This window comes from Glycomyces sp. TRM65418, from assembly GCF_019710475.1.
GTDB lineage: Bacteria > Actinomycetota > Actinomycetes > Mycobacteriales > Micromonosporaceae > Glycomyces.
In genome coordinates this window covers 398,687-423,336 of the sequence record NZ_JAJFAX010000004.1, presented here as the reverse complement: position 1 = coordinate 423,336, position 24,650 = coordinate 398,687, and the positions used below count along the sequence as shown (strand labels likewise).

At 68.7% G+C, this 24,650-nt stretch carries 18 protein-coding genes; 12 read left to right on the top strand and 6 right to left on the bottom strand.

The features are described 5' to 3' along the window. Positions 1-423: 423 nt before the first annotated feature. Positions 424-1,005: a hypothetical protein gene (locus K3N28_RS12255; protein ID WP_228092812.1), complete on the top strand. Its 582-nt coding sequence runs from the start codon at positions 424-426 to the stop codon at positions 1,003-1,005. A gap of 47 nt (positions 1,006-1,052) precedes the next feature. Then, complete coding sequence (locus K3N28_RS12250; RefSeq protein ID WP_228092811.1) at positions 1,053-2,312, top strand: WXG100 family type VII secretion target; 1,260 nt, start codon at positions 1,053-1,055, stop codon at positions 2,310-2,312. A 115-nt stretch (positions 2,313-2,427) separates the two neighbouring features. On the opposite strand, the gene K3N28_RS12245 is transcribed toward K3N28_RS12250, so the two are convergent. The 4 genes from K3N28_RS12245 to eccCa form a co-directional block, all read right to left on the bottom strand. After that, positions 2,428-3,759, bottom strand: coding sequence for a S8 family serine peptidase (locus K3N28_RS12245; RefSeq protein WP_228092810.1), 1,332 nt, complete (start codon positions 3,757-3,759; stop codon positions 2,428-2,430). A 340-nt stretch (positions 3,760-4,099) separates the two neighbouring features. Further along, positions 4,100-4,570 carry a hypothetical protein gene (locus K3N28_RS12240; RefSeq protein ID WP_228092809.1) on the bottom strand — a complete coding sequence of 157 codons (471 nt, stop codon included), beginning with the start codon at positions 4,568-4,570 and terminating at the stop codon, positions 4,100-4,102. A 188-nt stretch (positions 4,571-4,758) separates the two neighbouring features. Next, the gene (locus tag K3N28_RS12235; RefSeq protein ID WP_228092808.1) at positions 4,759-5,835 is read right to left on the bottom strand and encodes a hypothetical protein; all 1,077 of its coding nucleotides are present in this window, start codon (positions 5,833-5,835) and stop codon (positions 4,759-4,761) included. 109 nt (positions 5,836-5,944) lie between these two features. After that, positions 5,945-9,994: a type VII secretion protein EccCa gene (gene eccCa / locus K3N28_RS12230; protein ID WP_228092807.1), complete on the bottom strand. Its 4,050-nt coding sequence runs from the start codon at positions 9,992-9,994 to the stop codon at positions 5,945-5,947. Positions 9,995-10,253: 259 nt separating this feature from the next. On the opposite strand from eccCa, the gene eccD reads away from it, so the two are divergent. The 3 genes from eccD to K3N28_RS12215 all read left to right on the top strand — a co-directional run bounded on the left by eccD (position 10,254) and on the right by K3N28_RS12215 (position 14,267). After that, positions 10,254-11,663, top strand: a complete 1,410-nt coding sequence (gene eccD / locus K3N28_RS12225; protein WP_228092806.1) for a type VII secretion integral membrane protein EccD — start codon at positions 10,254-10,256, stop codon at positions 11,661-11,663. Positions 11,664-11,710: 47 nt separating this feature from the next. Next, complete coding sequence (eccB, locus tag K3N28_RS12220) at positions 11,711-13,300, top strand: type VII secretion protein EccB (protein WP_228092805.1); 1,590 nt, start codon at positions 11,711-11,713, stop codon at positions 13,298-13,300. 154 nt (positions 13,301-13,454) lie between these two features. Next, positions 13,455-14,267, top strand: a complete 813-nt coding sequence (locus tag K3N28_RS12215; RefSeq protein WP_228092804.1) for a hypothetical protein — start codon at positions 13,455-13,457, stop codon at positions 14,265-14,267. A gap of 515 nt (positions 14,268-14,782) precedes the next feature. Here K3N28_RS12215 and K3N28_RS12210 read toward each other — a convergent pair. Together K3N28_RS12210 and K3N28_RS12205 are read right to left on the bottom strand one after the other, a co-directional pair. Further along, positions 14,783-15,598, bottom strand: coding sequence for an SGNH/GDSL hydrolase family protein (locus tag K3N28_RS12210; RefSeq protein ID WP_228092803.1), 816 nt, complete (start codon positions 15,596-15,598; stop codon positions 14,783-14,785). Between the two features lie 155 nt (positions 15,599-15,753). Next, complete coding sequence (locus K3N28_RS12205; protein ID WP_228092802.1) at positions 15,754-16,557, bottom strand: GntR family transcriptional regulator; 804 nt, start codon at positions 16,555-16,557, stop codon at positions 15,754-15,756. A 204-nt stretch (positions 16,558-16,761) separates the two neighbouring features. On the opposite strand from K3N28_RS12205, the gene K3N28_RS12200 reads away from it, so the two are divergent. The 7 genes from K3N28_RS12200 (at position 16,762) to K3N28_RS12170 (ending at position 24,648) form a co-directional block, all read left to right on the top strand. After that, entirely contained in the window at positions 16,762-17,676 is a 915-nt protein-coding gene (locus K3N28_RS12200) for a transporter substrate-binding domain-containing protein (protein ID WP_228092801.1), read from the top strand. A gap of 5 nt (positions 17,677-17,681) precedes the next feature. Further along, positions 17,682-18,419, top strand: coding sequence for an amino acid ABC transporter permease (locus tag K3N28_RS12195; protein WP_228092800.1), 738 nt, complete (start codon positions 17,682-17,684; stop codon positions 18,417-18,419). After that, positions 18,416-19,084 carry an amino acid ABC transporter permease gene (locus K3N28_RS12190; protein ID WP_228092799.1) on the top strand — a complete coding sequence of 223 codons (669 nt, stop codon included), beginning with the start codon at positions 18,416-18,418 and terminating at the stop codon, positions 19,082-19,084. Before K3N28_RS12195 ends, K3N28_RS12190 begins: the two co-directional genes overlap by 4 nt. Further along, positions 19,065-19,877, top strand: coding sequence for an ectoine/hydroxyectoine ABC transporter ATP-binding protein EhuA (gene ehuA / locus K3N28_RS12185; protein ID WP_304608719.1), 813 nt, complete (start codon positions 19,065-19,067; stop codon positions 19,875-19,877). Before K3N28_RS12190 ends, ehuA begins: the two co-directional genes overlap by 20 nt. 159 nt (positions 19,878-20,036) lie before the next feature. Next, positions 20,037-20,759 carry a TrkA family potassium uptake protein gene (locus K3N28_RS12180; RefSeq protein WP_374209760.1) on the top strand — a complete coding sequence of 241 codons (723 nt, stop codon included), beginning with the start codon at positions 20,037-20,039 and terminating at the stop codon, positions 20,757-20,759. A gap of 1 nt (position 20,760) precedes the next feature. Then, positions 20,761-22,110, top strand: a complete 1,350-nt coding sequence (locus K3N28_RS12175) for a TrkH family potassium uptake protein (protein ID WP_228092797.1) — start codon at positions 20,761-20,763, stop codon at positions 22,108-22,110. A gap of 111 nt (positions 22,111-22,221) precedes the next feature. Beyond that, positions 22,222-24,648, top strand: a complete 2,427-nt coding sequence (locus K3N28_RS12170) for a sensor histidine kinase KdpD (protein WP_228092796.1) — start codon at positions 22,222-22,224, stop codon at positions 24,646-24,648. Positions 24,649-24,650: the final 2 nt, after the last annotated feature.

Sequence of the window (24,650 nt, the reverse complement as noted above, 5' to 3'; positions counted from 1 at the left end):
TCAGGGGTATCCCAGTGAGTTTTGATCGATTCCGCAGTCACCATAACCCGTCCGTGCAAACTCACCGGGTTGGCGGTGCGTCTCAGAGTTTACAAGGCGTGACCCCACGCGTGTATCCCCACTTTGTGCCAGTTCGGCAGGCGGCGGGCGAAGGGACGGGGATGACCGCTTCGGGCGGGATCGGTTGCGCGGCATGAGTAAGGTGAGGGCTCGGGAGGATGCGGCCGGCGCAGCTGCGCGACGTGGCGCCTGCGGCGTGGCTTCCTCCTGCATTCGTGCCACGGAGAGCGACCAGTTCAGCTCGGGTGGTCGTTCCTCGGTATGCTGATCTCAGCACAATCGAGCGACCGCGCCCGTCGCGTCATGCTGGACGGCCCGGACTGATACCCCTGTAGAACCGATCATTGCACCGAGGTGATGACGTTGACGGACTCTAATACGTACCAGGCTACCTACGACCAGAGCACGAACCTCTACACGGTCACGAACTCCGGCACGGGCCAGCGGGTCGAGATGACGGAGGAGTCCTTCGACGAGTTCATCTCCAAGATGGACTCGACGATCCAGGATCTCGGATACTTCCGCGACAAGCTGCTCGGCGGCACGGTCGTGACCATCCGGGAGAACTGGAACCAGGACTACCTCAGCATGGGCGCCATGCAGGAGGTCGACGCGGTCAACCTCAAGCTCGGGGGCTTCGACGACGCGCTCGAACTGCAAGAGGCGTACCGGACGGTCTTCTATCCTTCCCGCGCGGAACAGCTCGATCGGGTCTACCACGGCCTCAATACGGGCCGGGTGATCAGCGAGGACATCAAGACCAGTTATATCGAGAACGACGGCGCAGTCTCGGCCGACGTGGTCACGGTGCAGAACGAGTTCGACTCCCGCGGCACCGGTATCAACGCGAACGACGTCGCCGAGGTTCAGGCGGAGAACTCTCGCGGCACCGACGTGCCCGCGGGCACCGAGCCCGGCACCGAAGAAGCGCCTCCGATGCTCTAGTCCTCATTCACCGCTGATGACCCGATACCCTTAGGAAGGAGCCGAAGGTGGCCGGCAAAGGCAAAGACTATTACAAAGGCGCTTACACCCACGAGCAGCTATGGGAAATGCTCCACGAAGGCGACGACTTCGCCGTTGAGCGGGCCGGCTCGATCTGGGTCTCCGCCGCCAGCGGCATGAAGGCCGCCCGCGAGGAGCTCGACGTCCACGTCTCCTCGCTGCGCACCCAGTGGACCGGCCCTGCATCGGACGAGTTCGACAGCCGGATGAGCATCGTCAAGCAGTACAGCGTCGAGTCCGAGCAGGGCATGCAGACGGTCGGTGAGTTCGACATCCCCGGCTTGGCCGCAGCGCTTAAAGACGCCCAGACCCAATCCGAATCCCTCAACCCCGCTTACATCGATGAATACGAAGACTGGGTGGAGAGCACGAAGCAAGTCGATCCGGCGAGTCCTGAAGCGCAGTCGAAGAAGCCCCAGTGGGAACAGGAATACCAGGCGGATCTGGACAAGAAGCACGACGATCTTGCTCTGATCGTCGCGAATCTCGGTGAGAAGTATGCAATCGCGAGGGAAGAGAAGTTCGGCGAGCCGCCGCCGCCTCCCCCGAGCGACATGCCCGGCAACAACACCTACACCAAGCCGACCGGCGGCATTTTCTCCGAGACCGCGCTGAACTCCTCGTCCGGTTCCCTCCAAGGCGCCAACGGCGGTGTCACCGGTAACGGCGCCAACGCTTCTGGTCTCGTCGACGTCAACGGCGACGGAATGACCGATGCGGACGACCTGGAGCCGGTCGACGGTGACTGGAACTACGGTTCCTACGACAACCTCGACTCGAACGTCTCCGGTGGTCTCGCCAGCGCCACCGCGATTCCTCCCACTGGTGGCGGCACCCCGTCGATGGGCGGTACCGGTGGTATGGGCGGCAGCCTTGCCGGGGGTACTGGTCTCTTCGGTCCCGCCCAGGGCGCAGGCTCTACCGCCGGCGGCCGTGGAGCCGGATCGACCAGCGGCCGTGGAACCAGTTCGAGCCCCGCCCGGGCAGGTGCGAACGGGAAGCCGAGTTCGAGCCCTGCCCGCTCCGGCGCCGGGACCGGTCGCAGCGGCTCTGGCAGCCGCCTGTCCCCCTCCAGCCGCAGCGCACTGGGTCGCGGCGGCACCGGGACGAACCCGCGAGGGGGAACCCGCTCGGGTTACCACGACGATGACGAGGAAGAGACCTACACCCGCGAGACCTGGCTGCGGGAGGATGACGTCGACTGGGGCAGGAACAATGTCCGGGACGAAGAACTCGACGACGACTGACAGCCGATGAACGGTGAGTGGGGGCGGATGGCCTAGGCCATCCGCCCCCACTCATTTCGAGTCCGGGCGGAGACGAAGGGCCCTAAGCGATATCACTTAGGGCCCTTCTCATGGATTACTGCCGGTTCGGATCGCTCGGACGCCCCGGAGGACTTTGCTCAGCGTTGCCGGGCGGCGGATTGAACCCTTGCTGTGGCGGCGGACTGCTGAAGCCCTGCTGCGGGCTCTGCGGGGCGCCGAATCCCGGGCCGCCTCCCATGGGAGGGCTGTACTGCTGTTGCGCCGCAGCCGGTTGCTGGTACGCGCCCGGGCCCGGCCCATCACCAGGCCGGAAGTTCCCGGCATTTGCGGGAGCTGCAGACTTTCGTCCGCGACCGCGAAGAACAAGCCACACTGCGATTGCTGCGCCGAGGAGGACGACGGCCGCCGCGACCACAATGATGGACGAGAGGTTGGATTCCTTGTTGCCTTCCGCCGCAGCCGCTGACGGGCCAGCGGGTGCTGGGGAGGATTCGGCCGCCTCCTCAGAGGAAGCTTCGTCTGGTGAGACGCCGCTGGCCCCGGCCTCGCCCATCGGGTAACCGAGCGGGTTCTCTTCGACCGGTGCGATGTCTTGGGCGTGCACCGCCTGGTCGGCGTTCAGAAGCCCATAGCCGAAGTCGTCGCTTTTGCCGCCACTGCCTTCTCCGGCGGTCTGAATCATGCGCTGAATGACATTGCTCGCATCGAGTTGAGGATGAGCCGCCCACGCCAATGCGGCGACTCCACCGGTTATGCCGGATCCCATCGAGGTGCCGCCGATGACGTCTCTGTACAGCTCGGTATTCCCAAGGGAGCTGTCTTGTGGCAGCGGGGCAGTCATCTCGTCCGCGGGAGCCGCCACCGCGATTTCAGGACCGACGGTGGTGTTCTCGTACCAGATGTTTCCGTTGCGGTCAGTACCGGTTACCGCGACGACCCCTGGCACGAACGCAGGGTACTCGACCGGTTCACCAGCTTCGTTGCCTGCCGCTGCGATTACAATCGCGCCTTTGTCAATGGCGTACTGGAGTACTTCAAGGTACTCGCCGTCGAAAGTATCCTGAGAGGCTCCGGAAAGGCCCCAAGGCACGACAAGGATGTCAGCCCCGTTGTCAACAGCCCACCGGAAGGCATCGAACTGAGTGGGCCCCAAGGCACCAGAGAGAATACTCTCGCCCGTCCCAACCCGAACCGGCATGATCGTGGCCTCGGGGGCCACGAGCAGCACTCCGGCGGCGACTGCCGATCCGTGTCCGTCTGTGTCGTTCCAGCCGTCCTCTTCAGAAGAGGCCGCAGAATGGCCGGGGAGAACATCTTTGCCTTCGAAGAAGGGGTGTTCGTTGATTCCCGTGTCCAATACCGCAACGGTGATTCCTTCACCTTGGGTGGTCTCCCAGGCCGCTGGCGCCTGAACGAGTTCGGGCACCCAGGCGTTGTCCTGGGCATAGGTGTCGTCCTGCGCGAGGGCCGCACTCGGAGTCACGGCGATGGCGACTGCGGCTGCGACCGCTGTGAATCCCGCGCCGATGGCCGCGCGCCTCCGCGAAGCGGTTTGCGCTGGTCGAGGACTCGGAGGGATTGGCGTGAGAGGTGTGGCCATAGGGGGGACCCTTCCGTGTGCCGGTCGTTACAGCGCTGTCCGCTCTGCCCCACAAGATACCGGACCGACGTCCGACTCGCGTGTCCGGCTGAACCGGATACATGTCCTGGTAGCTCCGCCGGAACTGCTCACCATTGGAGGGCTCGGGACCGTTTCCGCCGCGGCCTCACTCCTGCCGAGTCCGGCGGAGCGCGGCCTCGTATTGCGCCCGGTCGAAGACGAACGGCCCCAGGGCACTGTGGTCCCAGTGGGGCCGGTGGACGTTGTTGAAGCGGGACCAGGTGACGGTGTGGTCGTCGAGCCCGATGTCGGCGCTGAGCGGCCAGCAGCCCGGGTCCCCGCAGATGCACCCCATGAGCACCGCGTCCCCGTCGTCGGACTCGGAGAGGAACGGCTCATCGAGGAAGTGCCGGCTCGGCCAGCAGACCCGCAGATCCTGCAACGCCTGATACCGGCCGGCGAGCTCCGCTTGGCCGTCGGCCGACGCAAAGGGCAGCTCCACCGGGCGGGCCAGCGCTTCGAGCGGCACGCCGTCGACTGTGATCGTCAATTGCCGCACCGTTTCGACGGCGTCCGGGTCGGCGCCTCCCACCTCCGGTCGGACCACGTCCACGACCTCGAACTCGACTCGGTTCACTGGTCTCTCCCTCTCACCGGCCACCGCCCGAGTATCGCCTCGGCGCGCTCGCTCCACAACTGCTTTGCGCCGCGGCGCCCTCGCCGAGTCCAGCGCAGCCACTGGAGGCGGGGCGAACCCGCGATCAGAGGCTCCCGGTCGGCACGGAGCTGTCGCCGACCGGGTTCGCTCCCGTCCGGTGGGCCCGGTCAGTCGCGGGTCGGGCAGGCGAGGCCGTTGACCGTGTCGGCGACGGGGTCGCCTTGAGGCGGCAGGCATTCCGGGGTGGCGGCGGTGCGCTCCACGCAGGGGCTTTGGAGTTGCAGCGTCGGATCCGCTCCCCCGGTGTAGCCCAGGAGCAGGGTGTGGGACGTGTCGTCGTCGACCGGGTACACGCGTTCGGCGGTGATGCGTCGGGTGCCGTCGAGGGTCGCGCCGTCGTAGGTGAGCGTGAAGTCGTCCTCGGCCCATCGGGCTGCGACGGCGGCTTCTGCGGGCGCGCGCAGCTCATAGGTGAGCAGGTACCGGTAAGTCGGCAGGCCCGCGTCGGTGCGGTAGCCGCAGGGGGCGACGTCGAGGGTGCGGGCGCTGAAGCCGGTGAACGCCGGGATGGCGTCGGTGGTCTCGGCGACGGTCTGTTCGAGGCGCTCCCAGGTGCCCGCCTCGGTGAACGCGCCGGTCGGTGCGCCCGGTGCGGCGGCGGCCCGTGCCCACTGGTGCACCTCGGCGCCGGTGCCGGCGGCGAGCGCGAGGGCGAGGCCCCACACGGCGGTCTCCACGCGCACGAGGGAACGTGTGGGCGCGGTGGCGCCGAGCCAGGCCCGGGCGCGGGCGGTGGTGGCGATCCAGGCGCCGGCGAAGACGATGGGGACCATGGTGACGAGGAACCGGATCCCGACGGCGGCCTGGCCGTCTCCGGGCAGGGCGGCGGGGGTGAGGAGCAGCGACGCCTGCGCGAACGTGAGCGCTCCCGCGGCGGCCAGGTAGAGCTGGGCCCTGCGGCCGCCGCGGCCGAGCCAGATCGCGGCGAGCAGGTTCACCGGGACGCTGGGGGCGAGGATCAGCAGGTAGGCGAGGCCGCGTTCGGCCAGCCCGTTGTCGACGCCGGGCCACGCGTAGGCCTGCAGGCCGTGCCAGGTCCACATCCAGACGCCGACGACGGCGGTCGTGGCGGCGAGGAGCACCGCTTGGAGCGCCCGCACGGCGACCGGCGTCGCCGGACGGGCGGGCGCCGCTTGGAGCGGGGCGGTCGCGATCCGGGGCAGGGCGGTGAGCAGTGGGTTCATGCGGGCCTTTGGTGTTCTTCGGCGCAAGGGGGGCTTTGCGGCCGTCTCAACCTAAGACGCCGCGGGGCCGCCGACCGGTTGCGGTCGGCGGCCCCGTGAGGCGCTCGTCTCAGGCGGTGCCGTTCGGCGGGAGCAGCGCGGTCTGAATGAGCTGCTCACCGTCCTTGCGGCGCACCAGGGTGCCGCGGCCCGGCGGCTGCGGGCTCGGGCGGAGCTTGCCGAAGATCGCGCCCTCCTCCTTGCGGCCGCTCATGAGCAGACCGGGCGATTCGAGCTGCTTGATCTGTCCCACGATCGGGTCCATCATCGCTCGGGACGCGCCGGAGGCGCGGCGGGCGATGATGACGTGGAAGCCGATGTCGCGGCCCTGCGGGATCAGTTCGGCGATCGGGGCGAGCGGGTTGACCCGCTGCGCCACCATCTCGTAGTCGTCGATGATGAGGAACAGGTCGGGGCCCGTCCACCAGGACCGGTCGCGCAGCTGCGCCGGGGAGACGTCGTCCCCCGGGAGCCGCTTCTCGATCGGGCCCTTGAGGTTCTTCACCGAGTTCTCGAACTGCTTGCCCGACATGGCGTAGTCCAGCAGCGTCGGCTTCGAGATCTCCTCGAGCATGCCGCGCCGGTAGTCCGCCATGATGACCTTGGCCTCCTTCGGCGAGTAGGTCGCCTGGATCTGGCGGGCGATGTGCCGCAGGAGGTTGGTCTTGCCGGACTCGGAGTCGCCGAAGACGAGCAGGTGCGGCTCGGCCTGGAAGTCGAGGTACACCGGCTTGAGCCCGGCCTCGTTGAGGCCGATCGGGATGCCCGGCTTCGAGCGGTCGACCGCCTGGAGGAACTCGGCCACGTGCAGCTGGCGCGGCAGCAGCCGCACCTCGGGGCACGGGGCGAAGCGCCAGGCCTGCTTGACCTTCTTGACGAAGTCCTCGACGCCCGGCTGCAGGTCGTCGCCGTCCCGGATCGAGTCGATGCGGGGGACTGCGGCGAGGAAGTGCAGCTTCGCGAGGGAGAGGCCGCGGCCGGGGCGGTTCTTCGGCACGTTCGCCGCCGCCTTGCGGTCGATCTCGGACTCCATGTTGTCCGAGAGCTTCAGCTCCAGCTTCAGGCCGAACATGTCGCGCATGTTCATGCGGATGTCGCCCCAGCGGGTGCAGGTGACCATGACGTGCACGCCGTAGGCGAGGCCCCGGTTGCCGATGGCGCGGACCTGGTCGACGAAGGGCTCGAAGTCCTCGCGCAGCGTCATCCAGTTGTCGATGACGAGGAAGACGTCGCCGTACGGGTCCTCGCTGAAGCGCCCCTCGGCCTTCATGCGCCGGTAGGAGTTCATGCCGTCGATCTTGTTGGCGGTGAAGAACGCCTCGCGCTCGTCCAGGATGGCCGAGACCTCCTGGATCGTGCGCCGCACGCCCTCTTCCTCCTGGCGGCCGAAGACGCCCGCGACGTGCGGGAGGTCCTCGATGCCGCGCAGGGTGCCGCCGCCGAAGTCGAGGCAGTAGAACTGCACTTCGCGCGGCGTGTGCATGAGCGACAGGGAGCCGATCATCGAGCGGAGCATCGTCGACTTGCCCGACTGCGCCCCGCCCGCGATGGCCACGGTGCCCTGGGCGCCGGAGAGGTCCACGATGAACGGGCTGCGGCGCTGCTCGAACGGCCGGTCCTCCTCGCCGAGGACGGCGTGGAGCTTCCCGTTGAGCGAGAAGCCCTTCGGGGTCAGGCCGCGCTGCGGGTCCGCCTCCAGCGGCGGGAGCAGCTGGTCGAGCGTCGGCGGCTCCAGGAGCGGCGGGAGCCACACCTGGTGGGCCGGGCGGCCCATCCCGATGCAGTTGTTGACCATGACCTCGAGTTGGGAGAGCTTCTCGTTCTGCTCGTCGGCCGCGGCCTCCGCGTCGGTCGAGATGTCCTCTTCCTCGGGCTCGTCCTGGACCTCGGGTTCGGGCGGCGGCTCGACGTAGCCGGGCAGGAAGCGCTGCACCTTGTGCTGCACGGCCGCGATGCGCTCGGCGCGCGAGGCGACCCGCTTCGGCGGCTTGTAGGTCCCGCCGACGTACGCGGCGCGGAAGCGCACGAGGTCTTCGGTGCCGACCTGCAGGTACCCGTGGCCGGGCTGCTGCGGCAGCTCGTAGGCGGCGCCGGAGCCGATGACCGTGCGCGACTCCTGCGCCGAGAAGGTGCGGAGCGCGACGCGGTAGGACAGGAACGTGTCCAGGCCCTTGAGCTTGCCCTCCTCCAGGCGCTGACTGGCGAGCAGCATGTGCACGCCGATCGAGCGGCCGATGCGGCCGATCTGGAGGAACAGGTTGATGAACTCGGGCTTGGCGACGAGCATCTCGGAGAACTCGTCGGCGATGATGAGCAGCGTCGGCATCGGGTCGAGCGGCTGCCCGGCCTTGCGGGCCTTCTCGTACTCCCACCGGTTGGTGAAGTTGCCGGAGGCGCGCAGCACCTCCTGGCGGCGCACCAGCTCGCCTTCGAGCGCGTCGGCCATGCGGTCGACCAGCTCGATCTCGTCGGCGAGGTTGGTGATGACCGCCGAGACGTGCGGCAGGTCGTCGAGGGCCGCGAACGTGGCGCCGCCCTTGAAGTCGACGAGGATGAAGTTGAGCTCCTCCGAGGAGTGCGTGGCGATCAGGGAGCCCACGATGGTGCGGAGCACCTCGGACTTGCCCGAACCGGTCGCGCCGATGAGCAGCCCGTGCGGGCCCATGCCGCCGGCGGCCGACTCCTTGAAGTCGATGTCGACGATCGAGCCGTCGGGGCCGGGCCCGATCGGGACCTTCAGGTAGTCCTTGACGGGCTTGTCGCGCCAGTGCACGGCCGGGTCGAGCGCCGCGGCGTCGTTGAAGCCGAGCATCTCCGGCAGGCTCGACGGGTTCGCCAGCGGCGACGCGTCCTCGTCCCCGGACTCGGACTTCCCGCCCGCGCCCTTGAGCGTCAGCCGCCACGGGGCGAGCGAGCGCGCGATGCCCTCGGCCTGGTTGAACGACAGGCGGTCGGGCTTGCCGAGCACGCGCCGCCGTCCGGCCTGGTCGGTGTAGATCTCCTCTTCGGTGACGTCGTAGAGCTTGATCTGCGGGCCGGGCTTGCGCGGCAGGTAGCCGGAGAAGTCGAACACGGTCACCCCGGCCATGCCGTCGGCGGCGATGATGCCGGTGGGGTCGACCTCGCCGCCGTCGAGGATGACGACCAGATGGGCCTGTCCCTCCCCCGCGGTCGCGCCGGGCGCCCACGCGCCGCGGCTCGAGAGCTGCTCGCGCAGCGAGGTCTCCAGCTGCGTGGTCGTGTTGAAGAACATCCGGACCGGGCCGGCCCCGTCCTCGGCGGTCGGGTGCTGGAGGTGCGGCAGCCACTTCATCCAGTGCCACTCGGGCATGCGCTCGTTGTCGGCGACGATCGCGACGATCACGTCGTCGGGCGAGTGGAGCACCGCGAGCTGGCAGAGCTGGGCGCGCAGGTTGTCGACGACGAGCTGCCGATCGCCGCGCAGGACCATGCGCCCGGCCTCGGTGTACTTCATCGACCTCGGGATGTCGATGACGTTCGAGTGGGCGGCGACGAACCGCCGCAGCGCCATCGACGTCATCGGCTCCAGGTCCTCGACCGGTTTGGTCTCGGGCGGCACCAGTTTCATCGTCATGCGCTGCTTGCCGACGCCCACGCGGATGTCGAGGGCGTCGTCGTCCTTCGGGCGGCGCTCCCACATGCGGCGGGAGCCGACGAGCGACCACAGGGCCCGCGGGTCCGGGTGCCGCCAGCGGGCGGCGCGCCACTGGCGCTCGGCGCCCTTCCGGGCGCGGCGGCGCACCTGGTTGAGGTAGCGCATGTAGTCGCGCCGCTCGGCGTTGAACTCGGCCTTCTTCTGGGCGCGGTTGCCGCCCATGCTCGTGGCCATCATGCCGACCATGGAGATGCCCATCATCGCGCCCATGGCGATGCGCAGGGTGTTGTTGCCCGATGAGGCGGTCGTGCCGGTCCCCACGCGGGACATCATCATCATCGCCATCGCGGCCGCGCCAGCGAGCATCGGCAGGATCATCAGATACTGGGCGATGTTCTTGGGCTGCGGATCGGGCATGTCCGGCGGCGCCTCCAGGAGGATGTCGCCGCGCGGGGCCTGCGGTCCGCGTTTACGCGGAGGCCTGCGGAAGAGTTTGGTCGTCACAGAGGGTCCTTGTACTCACCGGGGGATGCGCCTACCACGTCTCATCCAATGAACGCCCCGCCGGAACCGGCGAGGCTGCTTGCGAGCCGTTACTGGGCGCTGCCGTATAAAAGATGTAAGTGCGCTCTGTCGAGTATCGCACTTACAGGGTAGAACCGCGTCGCCACTACTGCGGTACACCGGCCATTGCATGAGGGATTTATCCTTTAACGGTTCCCCCATGTCCCCCGATCACCGACCCGACCCGGAGGTTCCCGCGGTGAGCACCAAGTCGGCCACTCTCTCCAGGGTGACGATCGTCAGTCCTCGCACCAGGATCGACCTCGCGCTGCCCTCAGACGTCCCCTTGTCCGACCTGCTGCCCACGATCCTGCACCAGGCCGGGGAGTACTACATCGACGAGGCGGGCGACAACGGCGGCTGGATCCTCGCGCGCCTGGGCGAAGAGGCCATCGACACCGGCCACTCGTGCTCCCAGCTGGGCATCAACGACGGCGAGATGCTCTACCTCAACCCGGCGGACGCCGCCAAGCCCGAGATCGTCTTCGACGACGTCATCGACGCGGTCGCCACCGCGACCGAGCAGCGCGGCAACCGGTGGGACCACGTCGCCACCAAGCGCTTCAGCATCGGCGTCGGCACCGCGGCCCTCGCCGTCGGCGCCGTCGCGCTCCTGCTCACCGCCCACCTCGCCAGTGCGATCGTCAGCCTGGGCGTCGCCGGGCTGCTCGTGGGGGCCTCGGCCCTGCTCTCGCGGGCCGTCGGCGACTCCCGCGCGGCCACCTACTTCGGCATCACCGCCGTCCTCTACGCCGGCGTGGGCGGCCTCCTCATCGCCGCCGACGCCGACACGCCCCTGTTCGACCTCGCCGGCCCGCACGTGCTCATCGCGGCCTCGGCGATCCTGCTCTTCAGCGTCCTGTCCATGGTCGCCGTGGGCGACATGGCCTCGGCGCCGGTGTTCATCGTGACGATCCTCGGCGCGGTCGTGCTCGGCATCTCGACCGCGCTGATGATGATCATCCCGAACGGCACGGCCGCCACGGCCGCGGGCATCGCCGCGCCGCTGGCGCTGGCCGTCCTCCCGGCCGCGCCGCGCCTGTCGCTGAGCATGGCGATGGTGCCGACGCCGACGCTGCCGACCACCACGGACGAGTTGAAGGAGGGCGACACCGAGGCCATCGACGGCAAGCGGATCCTCAAGCTCTCCGAGCACGCCGGGAACTACCTGGAGGCGCTGTACTCGTTCACCGCCGTGGTCGGCCTGGTCGCGACGATCGCGCTCGCCTTCTCCGACAAGCTTCCCGAGGGGCTCATCCTCGCCACGGTCCTGTCGCTGGTCATGCTCAGCCGGGCCCGCTCGATCGAGGATCGTCCCGCGCGCATCGTGATGCTCACCGGCGGCATGGGGGGCCTGACCGCCACGCTGGCCGCGATCTTCGTGGCGAGCGAGGGCAACATCCTGGTGCGGCTCACGGTGATCCTCGGGGCGCTGACGCTCGTGACGCTCATCGCGATGATCTACGGCCTGGCCGTGGCGGGGAAGAAGATCGCACCGACCTGGGGCCGTTCGCTCGACATCATCGAGGCGCTGCTCATCGTGTCGATCCTGCCGCTGGTCGGCTGGGTCTGCAACCTGTACGCGATCGCGCTGTCCCTGCGCGGTTAGAGCCCGGTCCCCCACGACCCCGAGAGAGGCGACTTCCGATGCCCCAGATGCGTTCCCGTCGCGAACAGGTGGAGGCCCACCGGTTCATCACCTCGCGCATGAACCAGGCGCTGGTGCTGGCGAACCCCGACTCGATCGAGCGTCCGCTGCGGCGCATCGGCGTGTCGATCTTCGCGTCGGTGATGGTGCTGGCGCTGGTCTTCGGCGGTTTCGCGATCGCGACCCTCTTCGGCAAGGGCAACGCCCTGCCGGTGGCGGGCAGCATCATCACGATCAAGGGCAGCAACTCCGTCTACGTGTACGTCACGCAGGACGGCGGGGAGGAGACGCCGGAGAACCCCGCGCGGCTGTGGCAGGTCACCAACTACACGTCGGCGCTCCTGCTGGTCAAGCCCGGTTCCGACGGCAAGCCGCCGGTGCAGGACCTCAAGCCCTCCTCGCTGTCGGGCGTGCTGCGCGGCAGCTTCACGATCGGCATCCAGGGCATCCCGCCGCAGCCGCCGGACCCGGATGAGCTCCTGCAGGACCAGAACTGGAACACCTGCTCCATGCCGCGCGAGCCCAACGGCACCGCCGACTTCCAGTTGACCCAGCTCGTGGTCGAGGACCTGGAGGAGCCGGACCGGTGGCTCTCCGACGACACCTGGCTGTTGGCCAAGACCGCCGAGGACGAGGGCAGCGAGGCGCCGACGAAGTACTTCCTGCTGTGGAACGGCGGCAGGTACCCGATCGGCGACGACGAGGAGTCCGCCGTCGACCTGATCGACGACCTGGGTCTGAACACCGACCAGGCGGTGCCCCTCAACGAGAGCATGCTCAACACGCTGCCGGCGGTCGCGCCGATCGCGCCTCCGGACCGGGACGAGTTCGGCACCGAGTCGACGGTGCCGGACGAGGGCGGCACGATGATCACGTACGGCCGGCCCGTGCGGGACGGCAACGACGCGTTCGTGCTCGTCAAGACCGAGACCGGCGACGACGAGTTCGCCCCGATCACCCCGACGATGGAGCTCCTGCTGCGGGCGATGCACGGCGAGGCGGTCGTCGTCGACCCGGTGACCCGCAGCGAGATCGGTTCTCAGGCGAACTATCTGCCTGCGGGCTACCCGGAGGACGATCTGAGCGGGGAGACGTGGACGACCGACGCCAGCCGCCCCGCGGTGTGCGCGGTGTACGACGAGCAGGCGCAGAACGACGAGTCCACGACGCTGCAGGTCGCGATGTACGAGTCGGCGCCTGACACGCTCGTGGAGAACGCCGAGTCGGTGGAGTTCACGCCGGAGGGCGAGATCTTCCACGAGGTGCCGGGGATCCAGGCGCAGACCGTGCTCCCGCAGGGGACCGCGGTGCTCGCCGACAGCCGCACCGATCAGGGGGCGACGATCTCCGGGTTCACCTACCTCATCAGCGATCAGGGCATCCGGCACGGGCTCGCGGACGAAGGCGTGACGGACACGACGCAGAACATGCTCGGCTACGGCGGCATCGAGCCGATCTCGGTGCCGGACACGATGATCCATCTCATTCCCGAGGGGCCCGAGCTCGACCCGTACGAGGCGAAGAAGCAGATGGCCTCGAACGCGGACGAGATCCAGGTCTACCAGTCCGAAGACCCGAACGCGGAGGCCGGCGGCTGAGCGCCGACGCCGCGCGTCGACGGCGCCGGGACCCTCGCGGTCCCGGCGCCGTTCGTTCATTCAGGGGTCCCCTTGCGACCGGTTCCAAGGCAACTGGGATTGGCGACTGCGTGTTAACCTGGCGCGACATATTCCAACAATCCGAGGAACCGTCATGGCCTACCCGCCGCAGCAGCCGGGCTACGACCCGAACCAGCAACCGCCTCAAGGACAGCCTGGATACGGGCAGCAGCCGGGTTACGGCCAGCAGCCCGGGTACGGCGCACAGCAGCCCGGATACGGGCAGCCCCAGCAGCCGGGCTACGGCCAGACGCCGCCGCCCGGATACGGCCAGCAGCAGCCCGGGTACGGGCAGGCTCCGCCCCCCGGATACGGCCAGCAGCAGCCGGGCTTCGGCGGGCCGCCGCTGCCGCCCGCGCCGAAGAAGTCGAAGACCGGCCTGATCGTCGGCGTCACCGCCGGCGTCGTGGTCCTCGCCGCCGCGGTGGTCCTCCTGGTGATGCAGCCCTGGAGCAGCGGCCCGTCCTCCTCGGACTCTCCCGAGGACGTGGCGAACGAGGTGCTCCCCAAGATGGGCGAGCTGTTCGACGCCGCGTTCGCCGGCGACACCGAGGCGATCCAAGGGGTCATCGACGACATCGAGCCGTACGTCTGCGAGAGCATGAAGTCCGACATGGACGCTCAGGCCGAGGAGTTCGACTTCAGCGCCCAGATGGAGGAGCTGGGGGCCACCGACGTGCCTCCGATCGACATCGACGTTGACTTCTCGTACGAGGTCACGGGCTCGAACGTGGACGGCGAGACCGCCACGGTGGACTACACCGTCAGCTACAACACCCCTGAGCCCGTGATGGCCGAGGACGGCATGTCCATCACCGGCTGGACCGCGACGCCCACGGAGGAGTCGGACTCCATGGACCTGGTCAAGGAAGACGGCCTCTGGAAGGCCTGCGACTCGATCGAGTAGGACCGCACGCGAACGAAGGGCCCCGCCGGGATGCCGGCGGGGCCCTGATCCATTGGCGCTCAGGTCACCACTGAGCTCGTTTGCATGCCTCCGAATAATGGGCTTGACTGACTCCGGCTTCGGCGAGCCGCTGCCTGCATACCAGCTGGCCGTAAGCCGGGCCTGTGCCGGGAGCGTCAGCTCGATCCGCAGCAAAGCCGCAGGCGCCTCTCACGATTGGGCCGACACTATAACCTTGGTTCGCAAGGTAGCTCTGGCAGTCGACGGAGGTCGCCTGAGCCGGTGAAGCGACCGCTAGGATCCCTGCAGTCAGAACGCCCGCGGCCATCGCAGTCGAGAAAAGGCGGGAGAGGACTGTTTTCATGTCGATTCCTTTGGAGGGGCAGGCCTTCTTACTCTCACTCCTTGGTGTTGCAGCGTCACCTTCAACCGCGGGGAACAGTGAAAGTGATTCATGCCAGAGGCGGTGATGCAGGGAATCTCTGGCGCACGTGCGTTCCACTCAGCCTGCTCCATTACGCCGAACCAGATCGCACGAGCGCGTTGAGGAGGGCGTAGTAGCCGTCGCGCTGGCCGGCCGCGTTCGGGTGATAGGACTCGATGATCGGGTAGGAGAGGCCGTTGATCCATTCGACGTCGTCGCAGACGGCGTGGCCCTCGAAGGCGTCGCGCACGTCGACGTACTGGAAGCCGTGGCTCCCGGCGACGGTCCCGATGGTGTCGCCCAGCAGGTCGGCCGCGTCGTTGAGCGCGGCCTGCTCGGCGGGGCTGATGCGGGTGATGGCGTTGCACTGCTCGCCGTTGAAGAGCCGCGGGTAGCCGAGGACGACGACCTCGGCGTTCGGCGCGGCCGTCGCGATCGCGTCGTAGACGGCGTGGAGCTTCGCGGGCAGCTGCTCGCGGACGAACCGCTCGGCCGCCGCGATCTCGGCGGTGCAGGTCCACGGGTAGGGGTAGGCGCACTTCTGGACCACTCCGGCCCAGCCGGTGTCGTTGCCGCCGATGGTGACCGTGACGAGGTCGGTGCCGTCGGAGAGCCCGCCGAGCTGTCCGGCGAGGAGGTCGCCGGTCGTCGCGCCCGAGCAGGCCGCGAACGTGAGGTCGGCGCCGATCTCGTCGGCGATGAGCGCCGGGTAGGCGGCGTTCGAACGGCTGCAGCCCGAGCCGTCGTCGATGTAGGAGCGCGTCCCGACGCCGGAGGCGTAGGAGTCGCCGAGCGCCACGTACTCGATGGTCTGCGCCTGCGCGGCGCCGCTCGTGAGCGCCATGACGCACACGAATGCCGCGACGGTCGCCGCGGCCATGGTGGAGATGCTCCGGGGGAGGGACATTATGGGCTCCGTTTCGGATTTTGTCCGGGATGGGGCCCTCTTTATAACCGTTGGGTAACATACAAGTCCACCAACGGAACGCGGCGAGTCGGAATATTGACAATGAACGATCTCCGCCCGCCTCCGGACGGAGGCGGGCGGTCACGAGGCGGCGTTCAGATGCCCTCGGGGAGGTCGAGGCGGTCGAGCGGCTGCGGCTCGTCCGGCGTCTCGGCCAGCAGGCGGTCGGCGTCCTCCTCTTTGGACGTCTCGGGCTCGGCGAGCAGGCGCCGGACCTCCGCCTCCAGATGGGCTTCCACCAGGGCGGCGAAGCGGACCGCGTCCTCGGCGGCCAGCGCCTCGACGAAGGCCACGTGCTCGGGCACGAGGTCCCGGTGGACCTCGAAGTGCTCGTACATCGAGAAGGTGCACAGCCGCGTCTCGATGAGGAGGGTGGACATCATGCGGGCCAGGCGGATCGATCCGCCCCAGGCCGCGAGTCCGCGGTGGAAGTCGAGGTAGGCGTCGCCGAGGTCGCGGGCGTCGCCCTTCCGCAGGGCGCGCTGCATCCGCTTGACCTCGGCGGTGAGTTCGGCGAGGACGGTGCGGCGCTCGGCGAGGGGCCGGGCGAGGATGCGCCGACCCAGCTCGGGCTCGATGCGGGCGCGGAGCCAGTGGACGTCGCGCACGTCCTCGGGGGTCATGGTGCGCACGGCCAGGCCGCGGCGGCGCGGGATGACGAGGAGCCCTTCGGCGGTGAGCCGCTGCATGGCCTCGCGGAGCGGGCCGCGGCTGACCCCGAGCTGGAAGGCGAGCTCGGCCTCGCCGAGGGCGGCGCCGGGCGGGAGCGAGCCGTCGAGGACCGCTTCGCGGAGGCGTTCGGCGATGAGGTCCACCGTCGACGTGCGGCGCACCGGCGCCAGGCGGCCCACCTGGCGGGCGCCCGTGAGCGCGCTCGCTCCGCTGTTGCGATCAGACACGTGCGACTGCTTCCCCTCTGTCTCTTCTGGGCAGCATCCTATCGCTGCCGAATTTTCACGTTCCGCCCCGAGCTTCGGTTGCACCCCCGTCGACGAGCACTTGCACATTTGTTATCGAACGTCGATCATCGTATTGTCGACAAACTTACAATAGACCGTTAGTGTCGGCAAGGTACCCGAGCCCAAACTCAGGAGGCGACCATCGTGTCGAACGAACTGCATCTCAACCGCCGCCGTCTGCTCGGCGGAGCCACCGCCGGCGCGGCGGCCGTAGCCCTGGCGGCGTGCTCCCGCACCGACGAGGGCGGGGAGGACGGGGGCGGCGGCAGCCTGCTGGAGAACGCCCAGGACGGCGGCAAGATCCGGGTCGCGTATGCCGACGAGGCCCCTTACGCCTACACCGCCGACGACGGCTCGGTCACCGGGCAGTCCGTCGACGTGCACACCCACCTGCTGGACCAGCTCGGCATCGGCGCCGACCAGATCGAGTGGAAGCTCACCGAGTGGAACTCGCTCATCACCGGCCTGGGCACCAACCACGACATGGTCATCGCCGGCATGTACATCACGCCGGAACGCTGCGAGGCCGTGGCGTTCGCCGACCCCGATTACGTCATGCCGGACGCCCTGCTGGTCATGGCCGGGAACCCCGGCGGCTGGACCACCCTGAACGACATGGCCGACTCCGACGGCGTCATCGGCGTCATGAACGGCACGAGTGAGCAGGAGGTGGCCGACCAGATCTTCCCCGAGGACCGGATCAACGTCCAGCCCGACCTGCCCGCGCTCATCCTCGAACTCAAGGCCGGCCGCGTCGACGCGGTCGCGCTCACCTCGGCGAACCTCCGACTCGCCGCGGAGGCCGACGATGAACTCGAGGTCACCGACGGCTTCTGGCTCATCGACCCCGAGACCGGCGAGGAGATCATCGGGGCCGGCGCAGCGGTCTTCCAGCCGAATGACGCCGACTTCCGCGACGCGCTGAACGGGGAGCTCGAGACCCTCCTGGCCGACACCGCCACCTGGGAAGGCCTGGTGAGCGCGTACGGGTTCACCGTCGACGAGAACCACCCCGAGGGTCTGACCGCCCAGGACCTGTGCCCGGACACTTACCAGTAGGCGTCATGGACTTCCAAGCGGTCATCGACTCGCTGCCCAGATACGCCATGCCACTGGTGGTGACCATCTCGGTCACCGTGGCGTCGGCGGCCCTGGCGCTGCTCGTGGCGTTCGCCCTGGGCCTCATGACGAGCTCGAAGCATCTGGCGGTGCGCACCCCGGCCCGCACGTTCGTGGAGTTCATCCGCGGCTCCTCCGTCGTCGTGCAGTTGTTCTGGTTCGCCTACGCCATGCCGGTGATCCTGGGCATCAAGTTCGACTACGCCATCGTCGCGGGGATCATCGCGCTCGGGCTCAACTACGGCGCCTACTGCTCCGAAGTGGTGCGCAGCGCCATCGCCGCCGTGCCCAAAGGCCAACTGGAGGCGAGCGTCGCGGTGAACTTCACCCCGTTCCAGCGGATGCGCCTGGTGGTCCTCCCCCAGGCCTGGCCCGAGATGATCCCCTCACTGAGCTCGTTCGCGATCATGCTGCTCAAGGCCAGCGCCCTGGTCTCGCTCATCGGCGTCCTCGACATCACCGGCATGGCCGGCATCATCGGCGGCGCCGAAGGCGGCCAGAACCTGCTGGCGCACTACGCGCTCATCCTGGTCATCTACTTCATCCTCGCCTGGCTCATCTGGCACGGCATGCGGGCCCTCGAACGCAAGGCCAAGCGGGGCGTCGGCGCCGGGCCCGCCAAGGGCCGCACGGCCACGCCGCCCGACCAGAGCGTCGCCACCGCGGGAGGTGCGCTCACGTGAACGAGTGGAACTACGAGACCGTCGTCGAGATCTTCCCGGCCATGTGGGACGGCTTCCTCGTCGTCCTGCAGGTCACCCTGGTCGCCGGCCTCATCGCCGTGATCGTGGGCCTGCTCGTCGCCATCGGCGAGCGCATCGGCCCGCGCTGGCTGCGGCTGGCCCTCTCCGGCTTCTTCCAGTTCGTGCGCAACACCCCCCTGCTGGTGCAACTGCTGTTCGTCTGGACCGCCACGAGCCTGTACATCAACCCCGAGTGGAGCGCCTTCGCCGTCGGCTCGGCGGTGCTGGGCATCCACTACGCCTCCTACACCTCGGAGTCCTACCGGGCCGGGATCGAGGCGATCCCGAAGGGGCAGTGGGAGGCCGCGACGGCGCTGAGCCTCCCCACCCACCGGGTGTGGGGCGCGGTGATCCTCCCGCAGATGATGCGGCGTTCGACCGCGGCGGTCGCCAACTGGATCATCGCCATGTTCAAAGAGGTCCCGACCCTGTTCGCCATCGGCGTGCTGGAGATGATCTCCCAGGCCCAGAAGTTCCAGGGCCAGAACTACACCGGCGCCGTCGAGGGCTACACCATCGCCGGGATCCTGTTCCTGGCCGCCTCCTACCCGGTGGCGGTAGCGGCGCGGAGATTGGAGAACCGTCTTGCCAAGTCCAACTTCTAATGAACCGATCATCCGCTTCGACCGGGTCAACAAGTCCTTCGGCGACCTGGACGTGCTGAAGGGGCTGAGCTTCGACATCGACCCCGGCGAGCGCGTCACGCTCATCGGGCCCTCCGGTTCGGGCAAGACCACGATCCTCAGGCTCCTGATGACCCTGGAACGCGTCACGCCGGTCAAGCACCCCGAGGAGAACGGCGGCGTCATCTGGGTCGAGGGCAAACCCTTCTCCCACATGGAGAAGGGCGGCAAGCTCGTCGTCGCCAACGAGCGCTACCTGCGGCAGGCCCGCCAGAAGATCGGCATGGTCTTCCAGCAATTCAACCTGTTCCCGAACATGAAGGTGATGCGCAACGTCACCGAGGCGCCGGTCCACACGCTGGGGCGCTCCAAGGACGAGGCCGCCGCCAAGGCCGAGGAGCTGCTCGACCTGGTGGGGCTGTCCGACAAGGTCGACAACTACCCGTCGCAGCTCTCGGGCGGGCAGCAGCAGCGCGTGGCGATCGCCCGCGCACTGGCGATGGACCCCGACATCCTGCTGCTCGACGAGGTCACGAGCGCACTCGACCCCGAGCTCGTCGCCGACGTCCTCGGGGTGCTGCGCGACATCGCCAATTCGACGAACATCACCATGCTCATCGTGACGCACGAGATGGGCTTCGCCCGCGACGTGTCCGACCGGGTCATGATGTTCGACCAGGGCGTCGTCGTCGAGGAGGGCGCGCCCGAGGCGATGTTCTCAGAACCGCAGGAAGCGCGCACTCAGGACTTCCTCCGGGCCGTGCTCGCGGAGTAGACTGGGGGTTCTCCTCCATCCTTGGAGAGTGTTAGGGGTGTTCGAGGGAGGCGGTCATGAGGGGTTATCGACCGCCTCCCTCTTCGCTTCGCCCGTGAACCGGTGCGCTTCGCGCCCGGTGCCGGGTGTGGACCGCGGCGCCGGACGGCTGGTGGCAGAATCAGGCGTCGTGACAGCACTCGAGTCCAAGAAGGCGCACTGATGAACCTGTTCGGCAGGGGCGAGAGCCCCACGGAGGAGACCGTGGCCGTGATCGGCCTCGGCCGCTTCGGCTCCGCCGTCGCGGAGTCCCTCACGCGGCTCGGCCACGAGGTCCTCGCGATCGACGAGCGCGCCGAGATCGTCCAGAAGGCCTCGGAGACGCTCACGCACGTCGTCCAGGCCGACTCGACCGACTCGACGGTGCTCGGGCAGCTGGGCATCGGCGAGTTCGACCACATCGTGGTCGCGATCGGCACCGACATCGAGGCCTCCGTCCTCACGGTGCTCGCCTGCGAGGAGGTCGGCGTCCGCGAGATCTGGGCGAAGGCCATCAACGCCAAGCACGGCCAGATCCTGCACCGCACCGGCGCGCACCACGTGGTCTACCCCGAGGCCGCCATGGGCGAGCGGGTCGCGCACCTGGTGAGCGGCAAGATGCTCGACTTCATCGAGTTCGACGACGGCTTCGCGATCGTCAAGACCAAGGCCCCGGCCGAAGCGGTCGGCCGCAACCTCGCCGAGTCGCGGCTGCGATCGAAGTACGGCGTCACGGTCGTCGGCGTCAAGCAGTCCGGCGAGGACTTCACGTACGCCACACCGGATACCGTGATCGCCGAGGGCGACACGCTCATCGTCTCCGGAGCCACCACCAAGGTCGAGGCGTTCGCCTCCCGCACCTGAGATGCACCGATACTCCGAGTGGTTCACGCGTCACCCCGTCAGGCTCGTCCCGTTCGGGTTCGGCGCCGCCATCGCGCTCTGCACCTTCCTGCTCATGCTGCCGGTCGCGCAGGCCGGGCCCGGCGGCACCGAGTTCGTCGACGCGCTCTACACCGCCACCTCCGCGATCACCGTGACCGGCCTGATCACCCTGGACACCCCCGTCCACTGGTCGCTCTTCGGCGAAGCCGTCATCTTGGTCGGCATGCAGATCGGCGGCCTGGGGATCATGGCGAGCGCCGCGTTCCTCGGCCTCGTGGTCTCCAAGAAGCTCGGCCTGCGCTCGCGGCTCATCGCGCAGGCCGAGGTGAACCGGAACGTCATGGTCGGGGACCTCAAGGAGGTCATCCGCCGGACGGTGATCGTGATGCTCTCGGTCGAGACCGTCGCCGCGGTGATCCTGTCGCTGCGGTTCCACCACGCCTACGGGTTCTCGGGGGGCTCGGCGACCTGGCAGGGCGTCTTCCACAGCGTCAGCGCCTTCAACTCCGGCGGCTTCAGCCTGTTCTCGAACTCGATGATGGACTTCGCGCACGATCCGTGGATCATCGGGACGATCATCGCCTCCTCGGTCATCGGCGGGCTCGGGATGCCGGTCCTGTTCGAGATCGCCCGCCGCAACTGGGGCCACCGCAAGTGGACCCTGCACACCAAGATGACGCTGACCGGGACGACGGTGCTGTTCGTCGGCGGGTTCTTCGTCTTCCTCGGGTTCGAGTGGTCCAATCCCGCCACGCTCGGGCCCATGGGCTGGGACGAGAAGCTGCTGCCGGCGTTGTTCCAGAGCGTCATGCCCCGCTCCACCGGGTTCAACTCGATCGAGGTGGGCGATATGGAGACGCATTCGCTGCTGTCGGCGATCGTCCTGATGTTCATCGGCGGCGGCTCGGCGTCGACGGCCGGCGGCATCAAGGTGACCACGTTCTTCGTGCTGCTGTGGGTGATCTGGTCGGAGGTGCGCGGCGAACCGGACGTGTCCGCGTTCCGCACCCGCCTCAGCAGCGCCGTGATCCGCCAGGCCCTCAGCGTGGCGCTGGTGTACGTGGCGTTCATCGCCGCCGGCGTGCTCCTCATGCAGATGTTCGAACCGCACATGGACCTCGCGCACCTCATGTTCGAGGCGACCTCCGCCGGAGCGACCGTGGGGCAGTCGGCCGGGATCACCGGCGACTTGTCCGATCCGTCCAAATGGGTCTCGATCGTCCTCATGTTCGGGGGCCGCATGGGGCCGGTCCTCCTGGCGACTTCGCTCGCGATCCGCTCCCGCCACCGCCTGTACCGATACCCGGAAGGACGGCCGCTCGTGGGCTGAACGGCTGATCAGTGGGGTGAGCCCCGCCTCACCGGCCCGTCTGGGCACAAGCGAAGATGGTCAGCAGCACGCCGCAGCGCGGATCGTCGCCCTCAGAAAGGACAACCCTCGATGTCCCGTAAAGCCCGGCAGCGCACCAGTCGTCTCCCCATCCGGATGCAGTTGATGCTGCCGATCGCCGCGGCGCTCATGGGGATGCTGGTGCTCGGGCTGTTCCAGACGGTGACGGTGTGGGACGAATACCAGAACGCGACCGATGCGAAGGTGCTGGCCGACTTCTCCGAGAACCTCAACGAGGTGCTCGACGCACATCAGTACGAGGTGAACTCGGCGATGGGCGCGGTCGTCAACGGCTCGGGCGGGCAGTTCGACTCCGCCGTGGCCCGCCGCGAGACCGACAGCGCGTTCGCGAGCCTGAAGGAGGCCGTCGGCACGGTGTCCCAGCGGTTCCCCGAACTGGAGGACGACCTGGAGGCCCTGGTCGAGGAGGCCGGGAACCTGGAGACCGCCCGCGCCGGATTCGACCTCCTGCTGGCCGGCGAGGTCAAGATCGACGACGGTGAGGCGGAGCAGGCGTACGTGACCTACCGGGGCGTGGCCGACAAGGTCGTCGGCATCTCCTCGATCCTGCCGCGGCTGGTCAACGACTCGCAGATCTCGGCGCACCTGGACTCGCTGGCGGCGGTCATGCAGGCCAACCGGATCGCCGTCGAGATCCAGTTCACCGTCGCCGCGGACCTGGCGCGGCTGGAGCAGGAGGGCGAGGTCGTGGTCGGGCGCGAGTACCTCGGCGCGGTCGCCTACCTCTCCGGTTCCTTCGACCGGCAGATCACGGAGTTCCAGGCCAACGCGTCCGCCGAGGCCAGCGAGGCGTACGCGAGGGCGTCGGACTCGGACGAGGCGGTCAGGGCCCGCGAGGCGCTGACGGTCTACCTGCACGGCAACATCCCGACCATCGCGCCGCAGGAGTTCTCGGCGGCGCAGGGCGCGATCGTCGCCTCCCTCGACACGACGCAGTCCGCCGTCCTGGAGTTCATGCAGGAGGACGTGACCGCGATGCGCGACGCCTCCTCGCGCACGCTCCTGACGACGCTGGCCCTGGTGCTCGTGCTGGCGCTGACCTCGATCGTCTCCGCCGCGATGCTCGCCCGCCGGATCAGCCTGCGGGTCGACGGCGTCCGCGAGGCGACCCTGACCGCCGCGTACGACACGCTGCCGAAGACCGTGGCCGCGGTCTCGCAGGCCGCCAACGCGGGCGAGGTCGACCGGCTGCTGCAGGCGGCCAAGCGTCAGACGGCCATGTCCACCGACTCGCGCTACTCCGACGAGCTCGACAGCCTCGCCGAGGCCTTCAGCGCCGCGCACCACCAGGCGCTGCGCCAGACCGCGAACCAGGCGCTGCTGCGCATCGACGTCGAGGCGATGATGAAGACCCTCGCCCGCCGCGGGCAGAGCCTCATCCGCCGCCAGCAGCAGGTCATGGAGTCCCTGGTCGAGGACAAGGGCAACGGCGCCCCGATCCCCGACGAGTGGCGCAGCGTCTACCACCTGCTCGCGCGCATGCGCCGCAACGAGGAGAACCTGCTCCTGCTCGCCGGCGGCGACCCGCAGCGGCGCTACAGCCACCCCGCGGGGATCGACATGATCCTCCGCGACGCCGTGGCCGAGATCGAGGACGCCGGGCGCGTCGTGGTCGAGAACCAGGTCGGGGCCCGCTTGGAGACCAAGCCCGCGGGCGACCTGGTGCGCATCCTCGCCGAGCTGCTCGACAACGCGGCCTCCTACTCGCCGCCGACCCAGTCGGTGCGCGTCACCACCCGGCGCTCCGGTTCGGAGATCGTCATCTCCATCGCCGACGACGGCATCGGCCTCGCCCCCGAGCCGATGGCCGCGATCAACCGCCGCCTGGCCGAGCCGACGCAGCTCAACTCCGAGCTGACCGCCACCATGGGCCTCCTGGTCGTCGGGCGGCTCGCCGCCGAGCACGCGATCAGCGTCCAGTTGCACTCCACGATGGGCAAGGGCACGCTCGCGCTCGTGCGCATCCCCGCGAGCGCGCACGCCGAGGACCCGGTGGGCGGGTCCCCCGACGGTGCCGGCGGCTCGGCCGCGCGGATCGCCCTCTCGGCGCGCGCCGCGAACCTGCCGGTCACCGGAACCGGCGCCGAGGCGGCCGCGCCGAGCGCCGTCGAACCGATCGTGCCCCGACCGCGCAAGGCCGGGGCGCCGCCCGAACCACGGCCTGTAGCTGGGGGAACACACGGCGGCGTCAACGGTTCGCACGCCCCTGCGGGACCCGGCGCCGAGTCGCTGGATGTTACCTTCAGGAAGGTGAATAGAGCACTCGAGTCCTCGGGCAGGGTCAACGGCGCCGAACTGCCCCGCCGCGCGCCGGGCTCCCGGCTGCTCCCAGGTTCCGTCCCCAGCCCGCGTCCGGGCGGCGGCGGAGTCGACCTCGACCCGGCCGAGATCCGCGACCGGCTCACCGGTTTCGCATCCGGCATCGCGGCGGCCGCCGCACACGAACAACGCCAATAGAA

Excerpts from the sequence above, each read along its gene's own strand:
- K3N28_RS12235 (WP_228092808.1), bottom strand. The coding sequence starts at position 5,835 with ATGAACCCACTGCTCACCGCCCTGCCCCGGATCGCGACCGCCCCGCTC.
- eccB (WP_228092805.1), top strand. The coding sequence starts at position 11,711 with ATGCGTTCCCGTCGCGAACAGGTGGAGGCCCACCGGTTCATCACCTCG.
- K3N28_RS12215 (WP_228092804.1), top strand. The coding sequence starts at position 13,455 with ATGGCCTACCCGCCGCAGCAGCCGGGCTACGACCCGAACCAGCAACCG.
- K3N28_RS12210 (WP_228092803.1), bottom strand. The coding sequence starts at position 15,598 with ATGTCCCTCCCCCGGAGCATCTCCACCATGGCCGCGGCGACCGTCGCG.
- K3N28_RS12195 (WP_228092800.1), top strand. The coding sequence starts at position 17,682 with ATGGACTTCCAAGCGGTCATCGACTCGCTGCCCAGATACGCCATGCCA.
- K3N28_RS12175 (WP_228092797.1), top strand. The coding sequence starts at position 20,761 with ATGCACCGATACTCCGAGTGGTTCACGCGTCACCCCGTCAGGCTCGTC.
- K3N28_RS12170 (WP_228092796.1), top strand. The coding sequence starts at position 22,222 with ATGTCCCGTAAAGCCCGGCAGCGCACCAGTCGTCTCCCCATCCGGATG.